Raw genomic sequence first — 14178 nt, 5'->3', positions numbered from 1 at the left:
TTTAATTTTATTATAATAAAAAACGATTGTGAAATGGGAGTTTTCGTGTAATTGTTGAAAATTGTACACAACTTGACGTCAATTATAGGATGGTACGGAACGGTTATTTTTATTCATAGTCAATTGAAATCCGATTGTTGATATTGTGTGTTGCGCCAGTGTCTGTTTCCATAATGAAATTTGTTGGATACTCACGTTCGTTAAGTTGTCCATATTCTACAAGAACGTCACCATAAGGCAATTCATATGAAATGGTACCGCTTGATTCAGATTGTTTGGTAATATCCTCTTTAAACTGTGTATGGGCCATTTGAAATAATGTTTCAATCTTCAGTTGCTCTGTCTGGTTTTGTGTAATGTGGATTTCGCTCTGATATAGTTGAACGCTTGCAGTGATGACAATCAGCGTAAGGGCAATGATAAACAGAACATAGGGAAAAATGAAGCCTTGCTGGTTAGTTGTAATAGACAATGTTTTTCTCAAATTGATCACCATTCATCATTTTGATGGAAGCGTGCAGTCCGTACGAAGAAGACGTAAAATGAACATCCTCAACATCGCGCAGGTATATTTCAAACCCTCCATCTAGTCGCCGGACGATCAGATTATTATATTTTTCCATTGAAACCGTTGATTCATCTGTTTGTTCGAATGTTAATTTTGTTGATTCAATCGTCATATCGGTCGACATAATCATTTCATCACGCAGAAACAGGAAAAACTGCTGTACTGATAACTGTTCATAGTTGGAGGTGAAATCAACTGTTTTCGCGAGATAAGCAGTAAAGGGGATCATCATAAATATGATGCTGACCATCACTAGCATTGAAATGAATGTAAATCCTTTTTCATTGGTCGGGATATCCGTATAAGCAAAATTCTTCTGTTCTGTTTTTAACATTGCTCCAAGTTACACATCCTTTCACCAATTTGCCATCAGGTGTCATCCGGAATTCCGCTTCAGATCCATCCACTGTTTTTAAAAAACGGTGGGGGAGGTCATGGCTGGCCTCCCATAAAAAAGGCTGCAGTTCATGTTGCAATTCATTAATCATATACCGTTTTTGCCGCAAATTTTCACGTTCGTTCAGAAGAAGGTTCGTGGCCGGAATCAGGGTTGTGATCATCATCATAAGAAGACTGGCTGCCACGAGTGCCTCAATCAGCGAAAAACCTTTACTGTTTCTCAAAGTAGCATCGCCCCTTCCCAAGCGGACAAACCACATTATAGTGATCGGTCAATGTCTTGATGGCAAACGTGCCTGATTTGACAATGGTTCCTTTTTTATTGAATGAGATTGTTTTTAATGTACGGGTATCAATCTCCCACCCTTCAGGTACTGTTCGTTCCAGAATTGAAGTATTGTTTGCTTTAATTTCATAACGTTCACTGTCGAGAAATGCCAGTCGATGAGTCATTCTGGAATTGTAGGCTAATGTTTGCATATACAATAAATCCATCTCCAGTGTTTCCAGGAAACGTTCCTCCGTCTTTTTATCCAGGACCGAAAGTTGAAGCGGTGTGGTGATAAGGATTAAGACAGACAATACAGCAAGAACGAACAGTACCTCGATAAGGGTGAAACCGTTAACTTGATTCACTTTCTGAGACCTCTCCCGATGCAGAATCATAATCCAGCTCAGTTTCATCAGGGCATGTTTTTTGACCTTCTGTTATATATTGGGGGACTAGTACGTCCAAACTGTCAGGGTAAGTCTTTTCTTCAATATGATAGGCATCCACTTGCGCCTGCACAACACTGACTAACGCCTCGCATCCCTTATCATGTACCTCCTCGCTCTTATCGCCCAAGTTGGGAACGATTAAAATGATCAGCACGGAAATAATCATCAAAACGATTAACATTTCGATTAATATAGGTGATTACCCATGTTATTTAAATTTTTTTGTATGGTGCCAAGTATAGGGATCATCCTCAATAGAAATAGTGATTTCAATAGGAATACCTTTAAATACCTCAGTTATTAATACCAATTTATCCTTGTAAACAACACCTTTTGGAAAGAGGGTACCAATTAACTGGGCTCTTTCCAGCCCGGTTAATTCTGTTTCAATATTTTTGGCAATCTCCATGTATTGGTATAAACTCTCATAAGTAAATGAACTTGCATCAATCGCTTCTAGTTTACGGTTTAATTTAGCCAGTGTATCTTCCTGTACTTTTATTTTTGCATTAATCGATTGATCTTTTTCCGTGTATTTAGATTTTTTTAAGTCACCGGAAAGGTATATGTCCAACAATCGATCGAGTGAAGCATTAAGGTCAGAAATGGATTTTTCAAGTTCTTTTATCTCTGATTTTAATTGATTGACTTCTTGTTCATCGTAGTCGATTTGGATATATTTTTTAGCCAATTCCTCGCTTGTGAGAACGTCTTTTAATGCCTTCATGATGTTTGCATCAAAACGAATTGTATTAATGTTTACGTCGCAGGTATAACCATATTTTATGCTAGTTTTACGGCCGTGTTTGGCGTAATAAAGGGGTCTGCTTTTCAAGCCATGTGTTTCAAGATTAATTTTTCTTCCACAATGGCCGCATGTCAGATAAGTTCTTTTCAACATGTGTATATTCTTGGTATTCTTACGGCCTGCGACACTGTATTGTTTACCGCGCTTATTGCGTTCTTCCTGCAATCGATTGTAAGTTTCTTCAGTTCTTAAGGGTTCATAGACATAAGCTGAAATTATCTCACCTGAATTATGGTTCTTTTCTTGAATACCGTGAAAAGCTTTTGATTTAATTCTCGTTTCCACCAAATGTTCATTCCATTTTTTACCTGTAGGTGTGTTGGAGACTTCATTCAGCTTGTCACTTATTATTCTCATGCCCAGCTGTTCATTCAGGTACAACTCATCAATAAAGGGAATGACCCATTTCCAATCGGGCTTCGCTTCGTATTGTGCAGTTTCACGATTGTATTTGTATTCAAAAGGGGGCTGCCCCCATCCCTTTCCCTCTCGTAAACGTTGGCGCTTACCACGCATCATTTTCTTGACAATGTTACGCTTGTCGCGCTGTGCAATGAGATTTTTAATATCAGAAATGAAGACGTCATCTTCATTGTCTAAGTCAATTAATACGCCCGGTTCAGCAATTTTAACTTGATTTTCCCGCAGGGTATCTTTCAGGTATTCCCAAGCAACAGTATCGAGACGTGAAAGGCGGTCCTGTTCAATACATAAAACAACGTCAATGCCATCTTCCTCAACGAGGTCGAGTAAAGCATTCAGCCCATCTTTTTTTAATTTTCCGCCTGATTCAACATCTATAAATTCATCAATTAATGTCCATTCTTTTTGTGAAATATAACTTTTCAATTCCTGTTTTTGCGCAGGGAGACTGAATTTCTTTTCCTGCAATTGTGTGGATACTCGATAATAATTTGCGACACGCATGCTAAATGAACTTCCTTTCTTACAATTTTTTTAGATAAGCAACGTTTTCTGGGATGCCATAAATCTTAGCTATTTCCCGAATCGAAAGGTTCGTATCTTTAAATTTGTAAACCTTTTCATCATTCATTAAAAGTTCCACTGCAAAGGTATTTGCTTCAACTTCAAGCTTATCAACTGAAAATAGAGTTTTTTTCCTTAAGAAGGGTGTGTTTGATCTTGGATGTAAAATAACATGGCCTAATTCATGAGAGCACACAAAGCGCTGCATATCGTCACTTAAATTTAAGTTTATAAATATGTATTTATTTCGCCTATCATATTTATAAAAGCCATTGATTTCTTCATGTAAATCCCATGGAACTACTTGAATGTTGGCTAAAGAACAAATTTCAAATGGATTATTGGTTTTATACTTTTTTTCCATCTGTTGTACAATATGTTTAATCCAAGTCAAACTAATCCTCCCCGCAGGCCTAATTGTTGTCCTTATTATTTCTATACTTTTTAGGAATGTATTTTTTATTAATACGCTGTGTTTGTCGAACCGCGTACTCCATAGCATCTAAAAGTGACTCAATCGCTTCCTCACTCATCGGTTCACCATCAAAATTTAACCCGTCGTCATGTGTCAAATCCTCTCTAATTTGCTTCATTCTTTTTGCAATGTCTTTTTCTTCTTTTGTATCTGCATCAGCATCGTAATTTTTATTTTGATTTTCCTTAATTTTTAATTCCTCATGATAATCTGACGGATCACCTGTTGATTTATTCGGTGAATGCTTATGATCTGCGTCTATATGACCCGCTGCAATCATTAATGATTGATAGCTTATATTGTTTTGTGCAACGTTTGCTAATCTCTCTATAGTTGATGGTGTTGGTGGATTTGAAACTTTACCTCTAATAAATCTTGATATATGAGCAGAGTCAACCCCCGATTGCTGAGCATAATTATTTATAGATCTGTTTCCCTTTGCGGCATTTAATAGATCACCAAACAAATCTTTATCAAATTTACCCATGGCCAAAAATCCTCCTAAAACGTCTTAACTTTAATAATAATTTTTTTGTTGTATAAAATCAATGGGAACAAAATATTTATTGAAAAAATTCCACAAAGGTGTTGATTAGTTTCAACACAATGTTTATAATGTGGAATATAATCAATATTGAATAAATTCAACGAATATCATGGCTTTTTGATGAAAACATTCAATAGGGGGGATGAGTTTGTACTTGAATAAACAAAGAATGAAACAGTTAATGAATAAGAAAACGGGTGGGAATTACAACCAATTCAGCCGAATGCTAAATGTCGACACCGGACAACTTCATAGGATTCTAAATTCAAACAGTAATGCAGGCCCAAAATTTCTTTCGAAGGTAGCAGCTTATTGTTTTTTCGAAAATATCGATTTTAATGATTATGTCTTTTATGAAGGACAACAACCTCCTAAAAAGATCGAGACAGGGTTAACACATTATTAAATAATCAAAATCAGAAAGAAGGTGTTAGTCATGGTTCTGCCCATCGATACTGACCTGCTTAAAAAAAGAGAAGAGATACCGATTAAGTTAGCGGAGTTATCTTATGTAGATTCCGATCAAGCTATCAATCTATTAAGAAAATGGGGAGAAAAAAGTTCTCCTATAACAGTATTGCACGAAGAGCTGAACGATAGTTTGAAAGACATAGACTCAGCACCTAAAGCTGTCAGCTTCAACTAACAACATAGAAACAAGGCTATTTTATGGCTGAATTGTTTAAACCTTCCAGAGTTTAAAAAGATTTTCGGTTCAAATAAATGCGAAGTGAGGTGGGCGTATGGCATTCTTTGCTGTTCAAGTGAGTACAGGGTCTGAAATAGCAGTCAAAGAAATGTTAAAAGATGTTTTACATCAATCGGGAGATGACACCGTTACATCAATTTATGCACTTGAAACATATACCCGGACAGCTCATCCTTTGGATGACTTAACTACAACAGATATCACCAACCATCTATATGTTCAGCGATTGCAGGAAAATTTGAGCAATCTGCGTTTTGCCTATAATCAAATGCAAGACTATAAAGACACCGAAACGATTGATCTAATGGAAGCATATCGGCAGCAAATAAAAGATTTAACGAGCAGGTTAAAAGAGTATCGCCATCACTCAAAGAAAATTGAAAGTGTTTTAAAAGGCTATATTCTAATTGAATTGGACACCAACTTTCATTATTTACCAAAGCATTTGTGGCATCTTATTAAGGCGATCCCTAAAGTAACCGGTTTCCCAAGCCGAATGAACATTCCTCAGCATGAAATAAATGCATTCTTTGAAGAAGTGGAAATGTCAGCCGAAGTGGAAGTTAAGTTCAATGAACTGCTTTCTTATGATGAACATGTTCAAAGGCAAAGTGAGCTTCTGCATCAAGCAAATCAAACGAACAACCCAGAAGAGAGTCAAACGATGGTTAATCAGCTTGATGACATGAATACGGATGTTACAGCAGAAATCAATGCTATGAAGCAAACAGAACATCCAATGATGCAACGAGTCAAAACATTTATTAAGAATAAGCGTACGACCGTCTCCATGCCTGCATTCCTCTTTCGCCATATGTACTATGATGAAGGGGATGATGGTTTACCCCCGGCCGAATTGAAATCCTCCTCTGATTTTATTCATCGTCTGTGGCGATGGTTAAGACGGAGCGATGTGATACTGGCATGATTGAACAAACCGGTATCATTAAACGGATTCTCTATCAACATGAGGCATTTTTGATTGCTATTTTAAAAACAGATTATGAGGCAATCAAAATCAAGGGCAGTATTTATGGCGTTGAAAAAGGGGAGAAGGTGACGGTCCGGGGCGAATGGGAGAGACACCCGAAATACGGGGGGCAGCTGGCTGTGGAGTCCTGGGAAAGACCAATTCCACAGACCGAGGAACAAATCCTTGCGTTCCTCTCATCTCCGATGATAAAGGGGTGTGGCAAAAAACAGGCAAGGGCGATTGTACAGACATTTGGCACCCAAACATTAACCGTGATAACTAAAGAGCGTGAAGCGTGTTTGACAAGTATAAATGGTATCGGAAAAAAGCGGGCTGCCAAAATTGTAGACAGCGTGGTAGCAACCTTCGAGGTACAGAAGATTGTATCAGAATTACTGGTATATGGCATTACAGCCAACATGGCATTAAAAGCCTATAAGGAATATGGTCTGCATACCACTGAAACGCTTAAAAGAAACCCGTATAAATTGACCGAGTTAAACTTAATTGGGTTCTTAAAAGCAGATGAGATTGCCAAGCGGATGGGGATTATGCCGACATCCGGGTACCGAATCGAAGCCTGTTTGCAATATATATTAAAAAAACGATGCTTTGAGTCAGGCCATACGTATATCCCCAAAAGCGAGTTGTTGGTGGAAACCGAAAGGGCTTTGAACCATAATGCCGATTCAGCCGATAGGGTCTCTATGAATGAGCTGGAAAACAGCTTAATGTGTACAGAAGAAAAACTTATCGTCAATGAGGACGATTGTATATTCCCGAAGTTTCTCTATCATCATGAGGAACAATTGAGCAAAAAACTTTTAAAGATGCGTTTTGCTCGCAGCGATCGAGGTATGTCCAATTTTAAAAAATACATCGATCGGTATCAAAAGACGCATAAAATGATTCTTGCTGAAAAACAACGAGAAGCCATTCAGCAATTATTTGATGAACGACTCCTGATATTGACAGGTGGACCGGGGACAGGGAAAACAACTGTGGTCCGGGCGATTGTTGATATCTATAAGGCCATGTATCCAAAAGATTCAATACGTCTTGCAGCGCCCACTGGACGGGCAAGCCGAAAGTTGTCACAAGTGGCCGGTCACGAAGCGTCAACTATTCATCGGCTTATCGGCTACCGGCAGGGCGAGCCACCGGTATATCATGCGGATAATCATTTATCCTGCAACTTGTTGGTGGTAGATGAAATGTCCATGGTGGATGTCAGCTTAGCCAACCATCTTATACAGGCACTTGACCGCAATACAAAAATATTATTCGTCGGGGACACGGACCAGCTGCCATCGGTCAGCCCTGGCAATGTGCTTGGTGATATGATCAAAGCGGGATTGCCAACGATTAAACTTACAGAAGTTTTTCGACAGGCACAGGAAAGTCAAATTATTCTAAACGCACATCGCATAAATCAAGGGAAGTCTATTCTTTTTGACGAAGAAAAGGATGACTTCTTTTTTCTGTTGCAAAAAGATCCGGAAAAGATTGCTGCTTTAATGGTGAAAAGCGCAAAACGGTTTGTAAGATTGGGTTATAAATTATCTGACATCTTGTTATTAAGTCCGATGCGGAAAGGGCCGGTTGGCACAATTGCTTTAAACGAAAAACTGCGTGACGCGCTCAATCCTCCACTTCCTGAGAAGTGTGAATGGCACATCGGTCAAAGGGTCTTTCGTGAAGGGGATAAAGTGATTCAAATTCAAACGAATTATGATAAGCAAATCTTCAATGGTGATATAGGGATAGTTCAGTCGTTTTCCAGCGAAACAGACAAGAATGGTGATCAGATTGACGTGATGCATGTTGACTACAGCGGCAAAGTCATCGCTTATACAAGGCATGAGATTCAAGAATTGGAATTAGGCTATGCGATAACGATTCACAAGTCGCAGGGCGGTGAGGCGCCGGTTGTAATTATCCCGGCAACGACCAGTCATTATGTCATGCTTGCTCGTAACTTGATATATACCGGCATGACACGGGCAACAGAAAAGTTGGTCTTTATCGGGACGGAAAAAGCAATGATGATTGCTGCTCAAAATGATCAAACCATTCAGCGCAACAGCAAGCTGGCTGAGCGGATGATGGGTTCCGGCAAGCAAATCACTAATGGTAACTTGAAAGGGGTTGTTTCCAATCCGTGAGAAATAGTCGTGAGAAATAGATAAAGAAAAATGATGGAAATGAGTGAGTGTTCGAATGGATGATCATAAAGCTTTGGATAAGGTGGAACGCAATGCTAAGGCGCGTGATAGACAAAACGATATTAATTTGACGGCCGTATCAGAGGAAGAAGTGAAAGCAAATGAACAGGGATATGGTCTTTATAAGCTTAAACAAAAAAATCATGCGCCGTTTTGCCAGGCTATACAGGAAAATCTCGACATGGTTATAAGAAGCAAACTTTTAATGAACAGTGAAATCGGCTTGCTCCTTTCGCTTATGCCATTAGTTCAACTGCATTCCAATGCGATTGTTGATCGTGAAACCAATGAATTTATGAGTATCGCAAATATTGCACGGTACTTAGACAGGGAAAGGACTTCGACAAGTAAACTGGTGTCCAAATTGCTAAAGAAAGGGATGCTGTTTGAGTTCGCCAATGTAGAGGAAATTAAGGAACATAAACGAAGCGTGTCGCAGCGGCCGTTGTTTATGAATCCGGAAATTATTTATTCAGGTGATCGTAACCGGATAAACGCAACACTCTCAAGGTTGGTTATGGAATTTGACCGGTTAGAACGAAAAAAGGTGTATTTGCCATGGAAATTATGGTTGAAATATAATAGTGAGTTTGGAAGGCTTTACCGGCGTAAAACCTACTTGCAATTAAAGAAACGTCAGTAGTTGTGGTATATCACCACACGTTAAATCACTGATTAATCAAGGTGTTGGGCTGTTAATTGAAAGACTTGTGCAGTACAACCACACCCCATAAATGGGAGACGTATGAAAAGGGGGTGTGGCAAAAAAACCACACATGTGTGGCGAAAATGCCACACCCTAAAAACTGGACAAAAGCTGTGATATCAACTTTGAGGGGGATATCAGGTGTGGTGTCGTTTCTCACTCTCTTATTATACGAATAAATATTGAATTGAGTTACTCGGTATGAACGGTTGAGTTGAAGCTTAACCCGATAATATTTGTTTCTTTTTAAGGTTAGAGAAATCCTTAGTGATGAATTGGGCTGGCTGGTCATGTACAATGCGTTAATTTACCGCAAAGAATCCTGTTTAAGCTTTAAGCGATCTTTTGAAGGGAAGGGGTAAGAAAATGAAAGAAGAAAAATGTCTGGATGCTAAAGAATTAGAGAAATTTTTGTGGTTCCTGCAAAGTAAGTCGGACAGTGTCTATGCAAAGGAAACAGAAAAGGCTGTTAAACAATTTTTAAATGAAACAAGGGAGGACTCATAAATGATCTTCACCATGTGCTCAATATGTAAAACGTATGCAGATGATGGCGGTTTAAAGAATGACGAATTTGTTTGTCATGAGTGTTTAAGCTTGATCGATGGCATTGAACTTAAAATAAACGAACTTATAAACAATGGGAAGCACTCCTGATGGAATGGACGACACATTGCTTATCCGGCATGGCTGCCGGTCATATGGTAACAGGCGGCGATTGGCGGGCAGCACTTGTTGGCGGCCTGGCCGGTGTTATTCCTGATTTGGATGACCATAAGTCAAAGGTCGGAAAAGTTTTATTGCCACTTGCTTATTTTCTAAATAAAACATTCGGTCACCGGACCATCACACACTCGCTGCTCTTTGCTTTTTTAGCAGGGATTATTTTATATTTGTTTACAGACCCATGGATATGGCTTGCAGCGTTTGCTGGCATAATGGCACACAGCTTAGGGGATATGCTGACAGGAAAAGTCAGGTTTTTCTATCCAGCCCAAAAATCATTTGGTATCAGCACCAGCCCCTTGATGTTCAACATGATTGGCCGGTTAACAGCCATCCTATTGTTAGTTTATATAGGCCGCGAAACGTTGATGACATTGATTTAATTACGTAGCAGCAGTCATATAAATTAAGTGGATTTTTAAGGAAAGGAAGTGGAAGAGCATGGCAAAATCGTACTTGCCGGATTACTGCTATGTTAACCACCCATTAACAGGGGAAGTTGTCAAAATTGAAAAAGGAAAACGTGGTTACTATGAAACAGATTGTCATGTCAGTGCTCAAGAGATGAATGCAGCCATTGATGTGTCACCACAACAAGCGGAAGCAATGTTTCAAGCAGTCTATATGAATCTGTCTCATAGTTAAATAGTTATTATAATGTCGAAAGGGGACTTTGAAATGGAGCACGTTGCAGTTGATTTGGGTTATGGCTTTGTGAAAGCTGTTTCCGCATCGGGAAAACGCATTTTGTTTCCATCACTCGTTGGAAAAGGCTATGACCGCAGTATTACCAGTGTTATGGGTGAAACGCCTGATGATCGTCAAAATATCCATCTGATCTATCAACAGGAAGCGTATTTTGTGGGAGAACTGGCTAAGGAATCGAGGTCGGTGTCGCGAATCTTTGAACGGGAACGGTTCAGTCATGTTTACACACAAATTTTGCTGAACACAGCAATTCAACTGGTAACAGAGGATGACATTGTTCAGGTTTCAACAGGTTTGCCGTTGGATTTTTATCAATCCCAGGCCAAAGAATTCAGGCAAACCATCATCGGGATGCAGCCTGTCACAGTTTGGGAAACCGGACCGCTTGCCGGGCAGGAAAAACGTATTAACATTGATCAAGCCATGGTTTTTCCGCAGGGAGCATCAGCCATATTTTCAGCCTTAATGAACCACGAAGGAAAATTTGTCTATCCGTATTTAATGACGGAAGGTAATATCATTGCTTTGATCGATATCGGTTTTCGCACGACTGATTTTGTTGTTGTGGAGATGCAGGAAAACGGGGCATTTGTCCCAAAGGCAAAACTTTCCGGGACAATCGATGAAGGGGTCATTAATCTTCACAGGGACATCAGGCAGTTATTCAAGGCAAAAACGGGTGGTGCAGATTTAAATGAATCAAATATTAGCCGGGTCTTGAAACATGAATACATCACCTATAAAGGTCAGCGTATTGAATTTTCGGAAGCTGTTCGGGAAAGTAAACAGTCGATTGCGACGAATATTGCGGATCGTTTAAAAGGTGTGTGGGCGGAAGAAAGCGATCTGTTTGATGCCATATTTGTGGCTGGGGGCGGCGGAAAACTGTTTGAGTCGTTTCTCCAGCCACATTTTGATAATCGGCTGGAATGTATTACGGAAAATCAGTTTGCCAATACCATTGGTTATTTGCGATTGGGCAAAACGTTATTACAGCCGGAACACCATCAGAAGATGGGTTAACCTATGGCAGCCAATTGGAAAAAGCGTTATAGTTTTCGCCTAACCGATCATGACACAGCAATTCATGAATTCCTGGAGCAGTTACCCAGTAATAAACGAAGCGAGGCGATTCGCTATTTATTAGAGGTTGCGGTCAACTATCTTAAAGCGGAAGACCACCGCCAACACGAATTGCAGCAAATCATGCAAGCATTAAACGATATCAAAGCCGTTCAAACGGACCAATATGACCTATTGCGTCAAGGGGTCCAAGAAGGCTTGGCTTATCCAACAGAAAGGCAAGAGGCGAAAAGGACAAATGGCGAAATGAGTAATCAAGCTGTAGCCGATACAGCTAATGCGTTCCTGGCGTCATTTGGCATCAGTGATGAATAACCAAACAAAAATTTTATCAGGCTTAAATGCAACTCTGTCTTAATTCAGGACAGAGTATTTTTATTATTTAAAGGGGGGATGTGGCAAAACCAAAAATACTCAGTCCAGAATCAATTGAAAGGGGGGTGCAGCTTGATTCGCTTTTTTCTTGCACTGATATTGGGCATCTTTTTATTTCTCATTGTTGGGAGTCTCGTGTTAGAAGAATTCCCGGCAACACAGCCACTTTGGGAGGAATTTAAAGAACAGGTTGTTCAGTTATACAACATGTCGCTGGTCCGTTATGGCGCCGTCACTACCTTTATTATCATTATTGCGATTTTTGTCGTCTTTGGCTCAAACCGAAAACTGTAACAGTTGCTTAAGGAGAGGAGGGATTAGCTGAATGAATAAAATCCAGAAGAAGAAAAAGAAGCAAGCAGGTGACAGTCGGAAAGTAGGCTGGTTTAGCGATTCAAAAAGTTTGTTAAAGCGCAGCCCAAAAAAGAAAAGCCGCGTCGTCCGAAAACGTATGTGGTAAGAAAGATGGGCGTGATCACATTTTGGATGCTTTTCGCGTTTATGTTCCTTGTCGTGTTCATCACGGTTACATCGACTCCTGAATCAGCAGAAACCCGTAACGACAAGCAAACAGAGGTTAATCAAAACCCTGCTACAAAACCGGCTGCCATTCAATTTGCCAAAGAATTTACCCGTGCGTATTTTAATTGGGAGCCAACGACTGAAGGCTGGAAAGACCGAAGCCAGCGCCTGTCCAACTATTTGGCTGAAGGGTTGGATGACCAGGCAGGGCTTGTAACGGAAAATTTGGAATGGAATGCTGCAAGTAAGGAAATTGCATATCAAAAAACCGATGAAATAACCGATAGAAAAGCCCATATTATCTTTGAGGTCACTTCCGAAATGCAAAAGAATAAGGAGTCAAAGCTCGTGACGAAAGATTTTGCTGTGCCTGTTGTTCATAACGGGAGTACTTACGGTGTTTATGAACTTCCGTTTGTGACATATCTGAAAGACGGGACCGATGTCGAGGCAGACCGCGAAGTCAATCGGACAAATTTAACATCCATAAACGATAACGGTGAAATCGACAATATCGAAGCTTTTCTGGAAACCTTTTTTAAGAGCTATGTTCAAGATTCAGAAGACCAGTTAAGCTACATGCTGACGGATAAATCGGCCCGGAATGGACTAAACGGGGCACTGAAATTCAAAGGCGTAAACAGGACGGAGCTCTATGAAGGAAACAAAGCCGGTGACTATTTTGTCATGACGGAGGTCACGTTTGAGGAACCTGCAACGCAAATGGAAATGAAGTCGGTTTATAAGCTGGTGGTTGCGAAAAAGGACGATCATTATGTGGTAGCCAAACTGAATGCTGAACAAAACATTGAAGAAAAAGCATCTGAATCATGAATGAATTTATGAATGGAAAGGTGAGGTGTTCATGTCATTAGAATCTTTATTTAATTGGTTTACAGAGGAACTGCAGTATGTGCTGTTTTTTGTCATTCTGGTATTGCTTCTCGTAGCTGTCGCAAAGCGGGCATGGATATTTGCCGTCGGTGTTCTGATAGCAGGGGCCTTTATCGGGATTTTTGTTTTGAATCCGGATTCGATTTTGGCTTTGTCCGAGTGGTTCAGTGACAAATTAAATATTGGTGCTAATTAAATAACCGCAGACCAATGGAGAGGAATAGTTGCACAGGCTGACTGTTCCTCTTAATTGGTGGTAAGCAAACATGTGAAAGAAGTGATAAACATGGGACCTGAACAGAACAAACGCATCCCTTTGTATGTGTTAAATAATTTTTTGAAGTTCGATCGCAAGTTATATCAGTTTTTTGGTGTGAAATTAGGGAGACCGATTCCGTTTAAAGGTGTCCTATATTTTTTGGTATTTGGCGTACTGGAAGTTATTTGGTATTTCACACCGGTGTTAGGCAACTTGATTCAGTGGATTCCAACGGGTGTCCTGTTTGCTCTGCCAATTGTTCTTGCATGGCTGATAACAGACGTCGGCACAGAAAATCGCTCGCCGGTGGCATTTTTTCGGTCGCTGTTTTTGTATCAGTTGCGCAAATGGCAGCGCGTCACGTATCACCGGGCTAGAGCAATTCCAAAAGAAAGGGATTATGGTTTTCACGGTTATTACACCTATGGCATCAAGCAAGATGCTTTTAAACCAAAAAGCTATCGTTATAAAGGGGTTGTCACGTATAAATAGCG

22 protein-coding genes are annotated in these 14178 nt (G+C 39.9%); 14 read left to right on the top strand and 8 right to left on the bottom strand.

Features of this window, described 5'->3' with window-relative positions:
• Positions 1 to 109: 109 nt before the first annotated feature.
• From Len3610_RS07405 to Len3610_RS07370, 8 genes are read right to left on the bottom strand one after another with little or no spacing between them, the layout of a single operon-like run.
• Positions 110 to 472, bottom strand: coding sequence for a hypothetical protein (locus Len3610_RS07405; protein ID WP_176447380.1), 363 nt, complete (start codon positions 470 to 472; stop codon positions 110 to 112).
• Positions 456 to 902, bottom strand: a complete 447-nt coding sequence (locus tag Len3610_RS07400; RefSeq protein WP_176447379.1) for a ComGF family competence protein — start codon at positions 900 to 902, stop codon at positions 456 to 458. The genes Len3610_RS07405 and Len3610_RS07400 overlap by 17 nt, the downstream gene beginning before the upstream one ends.
• Positions 850 to 1191, bottom strand: coding sequence for a prepilin-type N-terminal cleavage/methylation domain-containing protein (locus Len3610_RS07395; RefSeq protein ID WP_176447378.1), 342 nt, complete (start codon positions 1189 to 1191; stop codon positions 850 to 852). Before Len3610_RS07395 ends, Len3610_RS07400 begins: the two co-directional genes overlap by 53 nt.
• Positions 1178 to 1603: a competence type IV pilus minor pilin ComGD gene (gene comGD / locus Len3610_RS07390; protein ID WP_176447377.1), complete on the bottom strand. Its 426-nt coding sequence runs from the start codon at positions 1601 to 1603 to the stop codon at positions 1178 to 1180. Before comGD ends, Len3610_RS07395 begins: the two co-directional genes overlap by 14 nt.
• On the bottom strand, positions 1590 to 1868 hold the full coding sequence (gene comGC, locus Len3610_RS07385) for a competence type IV pilus major pilin ComGC (protein ID WP_176447376.1): 279 nt from the start codon (positions 1866 to 1868) through the stop codon (positions 1590 to 1592). The genes comGD and comGC overlap by 14 nt, the downstream gene beginning before the upstream one ends.
• A gap of 27 nt (positions 1869 to 1895) precedes the next feature.
• Complete coding sequence (locus Len3610_RS07380) at positions 1896 to 3422, bottom strand: recombinase family protein (RefSeq protein ID WP_176447375.1); 1527 nt, start codon at positions 3420 to 3422, stop codon at positions 1896 to 1898.
• Between the two features lie 19 nt (positions 3423 to 3441).
• The gene (locus Len3610_RS07375; protein WP_176449585.1) at positions 3442 to 3846 is read right to left on the bottom strand and encodes an ImmA/IrrE family metallo-endopeptidase; all 405 of its coding nucleotides are present in this window, start codon (positions 3844 to 3846) and stop codon (positions 3442 to 3444) included.
• A 49-nt stretch (positions 3847 to 3895) separates the two neighbouring features.
• Entirely contained in the window at positions 3896 to 4444 is a 549-nt protein-coding gene (locus Len3610_RS07370) for a DNA-binding protein (RefSeq protein ID WP_176447374.1), read from the bottom strand.
• Between the two features lie 496 nt (positions 4445 to 4940).
• Here Len3610_RS07370 and Len3610_RS07365 point away from each other — a divergent pair, with 496 nt between their 5' ends.
• The 14 genes from Len3610_RS07365 to Len3610_RS07305 all read left to right on the top strand — a co-directional run bounded on the left by Len3610_RS07365 (position 4941) and on the right by Len3610_RS07305 (position 14176).
• Positions 4941 to 5150 carry a hypothetical protein gene (locus Len3610_RS07365; protein ID WP_176447373.1) on the top strand — a complete coding sequence of 70 codons (210 nt, stop codon included), beginning with the start codon at positions 4941 to 4943 and terminating at the stop codon, positions 5148 to 5150.
• A 97-nt stretch (positions 5151 to 5247) separates the two neighbouring features.
• Entirely contained in the window at positions 5248 to 6141 is an 894-nt protein-coding gene (locus tag Len3610_RS07360) for a transcription termination/antitermination NusG family protein (RefSeq protein ID WP_176447372.1), read from the top strand.
• Positions 6138 to 8351, top strand: a complete 2214-nt coding sequence (locus tag Len3610_RS07355; RefSeq protein ID WP_176447371.1) for an SF1B family DNA helicase RecD2 — start codon at positions 6138 to 6140, stop codon at positions 8349 to 8351. Before Len3610_RS07360 ends, Len3610_RS07355 begins: the two co-directional genes overlap by 4 nt.
• A gap of 55 nt (positions 8352 to 8406) precedes the next feature.
• Positions 8407 to 9054, top strand: coding sequence for a hypothetical protein (locus tag Len3610_RS07350; protein WP_176447370.1), 648 nt, complete (start codon positions 8407 to 8409; stop codon positions 9052 to 9054).
• 429 nt (positions 9055 to 9483) lie between these two features.
• The gene (locus Len3610_RS07345) at positions 9484 to 9624 is read left to right on the top strand and encodes a hypothetical protein (RefSeq protein ID WP_176447369.1); all 141 of its coding nucleotides are present in this window, start codon (positions 9484 to 9486) and stop codon (positions 9622 to 9624) included.
• Positions 9625 to 9773: 149 nt separating this feature from the next.
• Positions 9774 to 10226, top strand: a complete 453-nt coding sequence (locus Len3610_RS07340) for a metal-dependent hydrolase (RefSeq protein WP_176447368.1) — start codon at positions 9774 to 9776, stop codon at positions 10224 to 10226.
• A 58-nt stretch (positions 10227 to 10284) separates the two neighbouring features.
• Positions 10285 to 10488 (top strand): hypothetical protein, encoded by a 204-nt coding sequence (locus Len3610_RS07335; protein ID WP_176447367.1) that lies wholly within the window; start codon positions 10285 to 10287, stop codon positions 10486 to 10488.
• 33 nt (positions 10489 to 10521) lie between these two features.
• The gene (locus Len3610_RS07330) at positions 10522 to 11574 is read left to right on the top strand and encodes a ParM/StbA family protein (RefSeq protein WP_176447366.1); all 1053 of its coding nucleotides are present in this window, start codon (positions 10522 to 10524) and stop codon (positions 11572 to 11574) included.
• 3 nt (positions 11575 to 11577) lie between these two features.
• A complete protein-coding gene (locus Len3610_RS07325) occupies positions 11578 to 11949 on the top strand; it encodes a hypothetical protein (RefSeq protein WP_176447365.1) in 372 nt (123 codons plus the stop codon).
• Positions 11950 to 12081: 132 nt separating this feature from the next.
• A complete protein-coding gene (locus Len3610_RS07320; RefSeq protein ID WP_176447364.1) occupies positions 12082 to 12303 on the top strand; it encodes a hypothetical protein in 222 nt (73 codons plus the stop codon).
• A gap of 31 nt (positions 12304 to 12334) precedes the next feature.
• Positions 12335 to 12469: a hypothetical protein gene (locus Len3610_RS20780; protein ID WP_255259831.1), complete on the top strand. Its 135-nt coding sequence runs from the start codon at positions 12335 to 12337 to the stop codon at positions 12467 to 12469.
• A 5-nt stretch (positions 12470 to 12474) separates the two neighbouring features.
• The gene (locus Len3610_RS07315) at positions 12475 to 13365 is read left to right on the top strand and encodes a conjugal transfer protein (RefSeq protein WP_176447363.1); all 891 of its coding nucleotides are present in this window, start codon (positions 12475 to 12477) and stop codon (positions 13363 to 13365) included.
• A 31-nt stretch (positions 13366 to 13396) separates the two neighbouring features.
• Positions 13397 to 13621, top strand: coding sequence for a TcpD family membrane protein (locus Len3610_RS07310; RefSeq protein WP_176447362.1), 225 nt, complete (start codon positions 13397 to 13399; stop codon positions 13619 to 13621).
• A 90-nt stretch (positions 13622 to 13711) separates the two neighbouring features.
• Positions 13712 to 14176: a TcpE family conjugal transfer membrane protein gene (locus tag Len3610_RS07305; RefSeq protein WP_176447361.1), complete on the top strand. Its 465-nt coding sequence runs from the start codon at positions 13712 to 13714 to the stop codon at positions 14174 to 14176.
• Positions 14177 to 14178: the final 2 nt, after the last annotated feature.

The sequence above is a fragment of the Lentibacillus sp. CBA3610 genome (genome assembly GCF_013373365.1).
Taxonomy (GTDB): Bacteria; Bacillota; Bacilli; order Bacillales; family Amphibacillaceae; genus Lentibacillus.
This window is presented reverse-complemented; position numbering and strand designations above follow the sequence as displayed.

Excerpts from the sequence above, each read along its gene's own strand:
- Len3610_RS07365 (WP_176447373.1), top strand. The coding sequence starts at position 4,941 with ATGGTTCTGCCCATCGATACTGACCTGCTTAAAAAAAGAGAAGAGATA.
- Len3610_RS20780 (WP_255259831.1), top strand. The coding sequence starts at position 12,335 with ATGAATAAAATCCAGAAGAAGAAAAAGAAGCAAGCAGGTGACAGTCGG.
- Len3610_RS07350 (WP_176447370.1), top strand. The coding sequence starts at position 8,407 with ATGGATGATCATAAAGCTTTGGATAAGGTGGAACGCAATGCTAAGGCG.
- Len3610_RS07355 (WP_176447371.1), top strand. The coding sequence starts at position 6,138 with ATGATTGAACAAACCGGTATCATTAAACGGATTCTCTATCAACATGAG.
- Len3610_RS07335 (WP_176447367.1), top strand. The coding sequence starts at position 10,285 with ATGGCAAAATCGTACTTGCCGGATTACTGCTATGTTAACCACCCATTA.
- Len3610_RS07340 (WP_176447368.1), top strand. The coding sequence starts at position 9,774 with ATGGAATGGACGACACATTGCTTATCCGGCATGGCTGCCGGTCATATG.
- Len3610_RS07400 (WP_176447379.1), bottom strand. The coding sequence starts at position 902 with ATGTTAAAAACAGAACAGAAGAATTTTGCTTATACGGATATCCCGACC.
- Len3610_RS07305 (WP_176447361.1), top strand. The coding sequence starts at position 13,712 with ATGGGACCTGAACAGAACAAACGCATCCCTTTGTATGTGTTAAATAAT.
- Len3610_RS07380 (WP_176447375.1), bottom strand. The coding sequence starts at position 3,422 with ATGCGTGTCGCAAATTATTATCGAGTATCCACACAATTGCAGGAAAAG.
- Len3610_RS07370 (WP_176447374.1), bottom strand. The coding sequence starts at position 4,444 with ATGGGTAAATTTGATAAAGATTTGTTTGGTGATCTATTAAATGCCGCA.
- Len3610_RS07345 (WP_176447369.1), top strand. The coding sequence starts at position 9,484 with ATGAAAGAAGAAAAATGTCTGGATGCTAAAGAATTAGAGAAATTTTTG.
- Len3610_RS07330 (WP_176447366.1), top strand. The coding sequence starts at position 10,522 with ATGGAGCACGTTGCAGTTGATTTGGGTTATGGCTTTGTGAAAGCTGTT.
- comGC (WP_176447376.1), bottom strand. The coding sequence starts at position 1,868 with ATGTTAATCGTTTTGATGATTATTTCCGTGCTGATCATTTTAATCGTT.
- Len3610_RS07375 (WP_176449585.1), bottom strand. The coding sequence starts at position 3,846 with ATGGAAAAAAAGTATAAAACCAATAATCCATTTGAAATTTGTTCTTTA.
- Len3610_RS07325 (WP_176447365.1), top strand. The coding sequence starts at position 11,578 with ATGGCAGCCAATTGGAAAAAGCGTTATAGTTTTCGCCTAACCGATCAT.
- Len3610_RS07310 (WP_176447362.1), top strand. The coding sequence starts at position 13,397 with ATGTCATTAGAATCTTTATTTAATTGGTTTACAGAGGAACTGCAGTAT.
- Len3610_RS07315 (WP_176447363.1), top strand. The coding sequence starts at position 12,475 with ATGGGCGTGATCACATTTTGGATGCTTTTCGCGTTTATGTTCCTTGTC.
- Len3610_RS07360 (WP_176447372.1), top strand. The coding sequence starts at position 5,248 with ATGGCATTCTTTGCTGTTCAAGTGAGTACAGGGTCTGAAATAGCAGTC.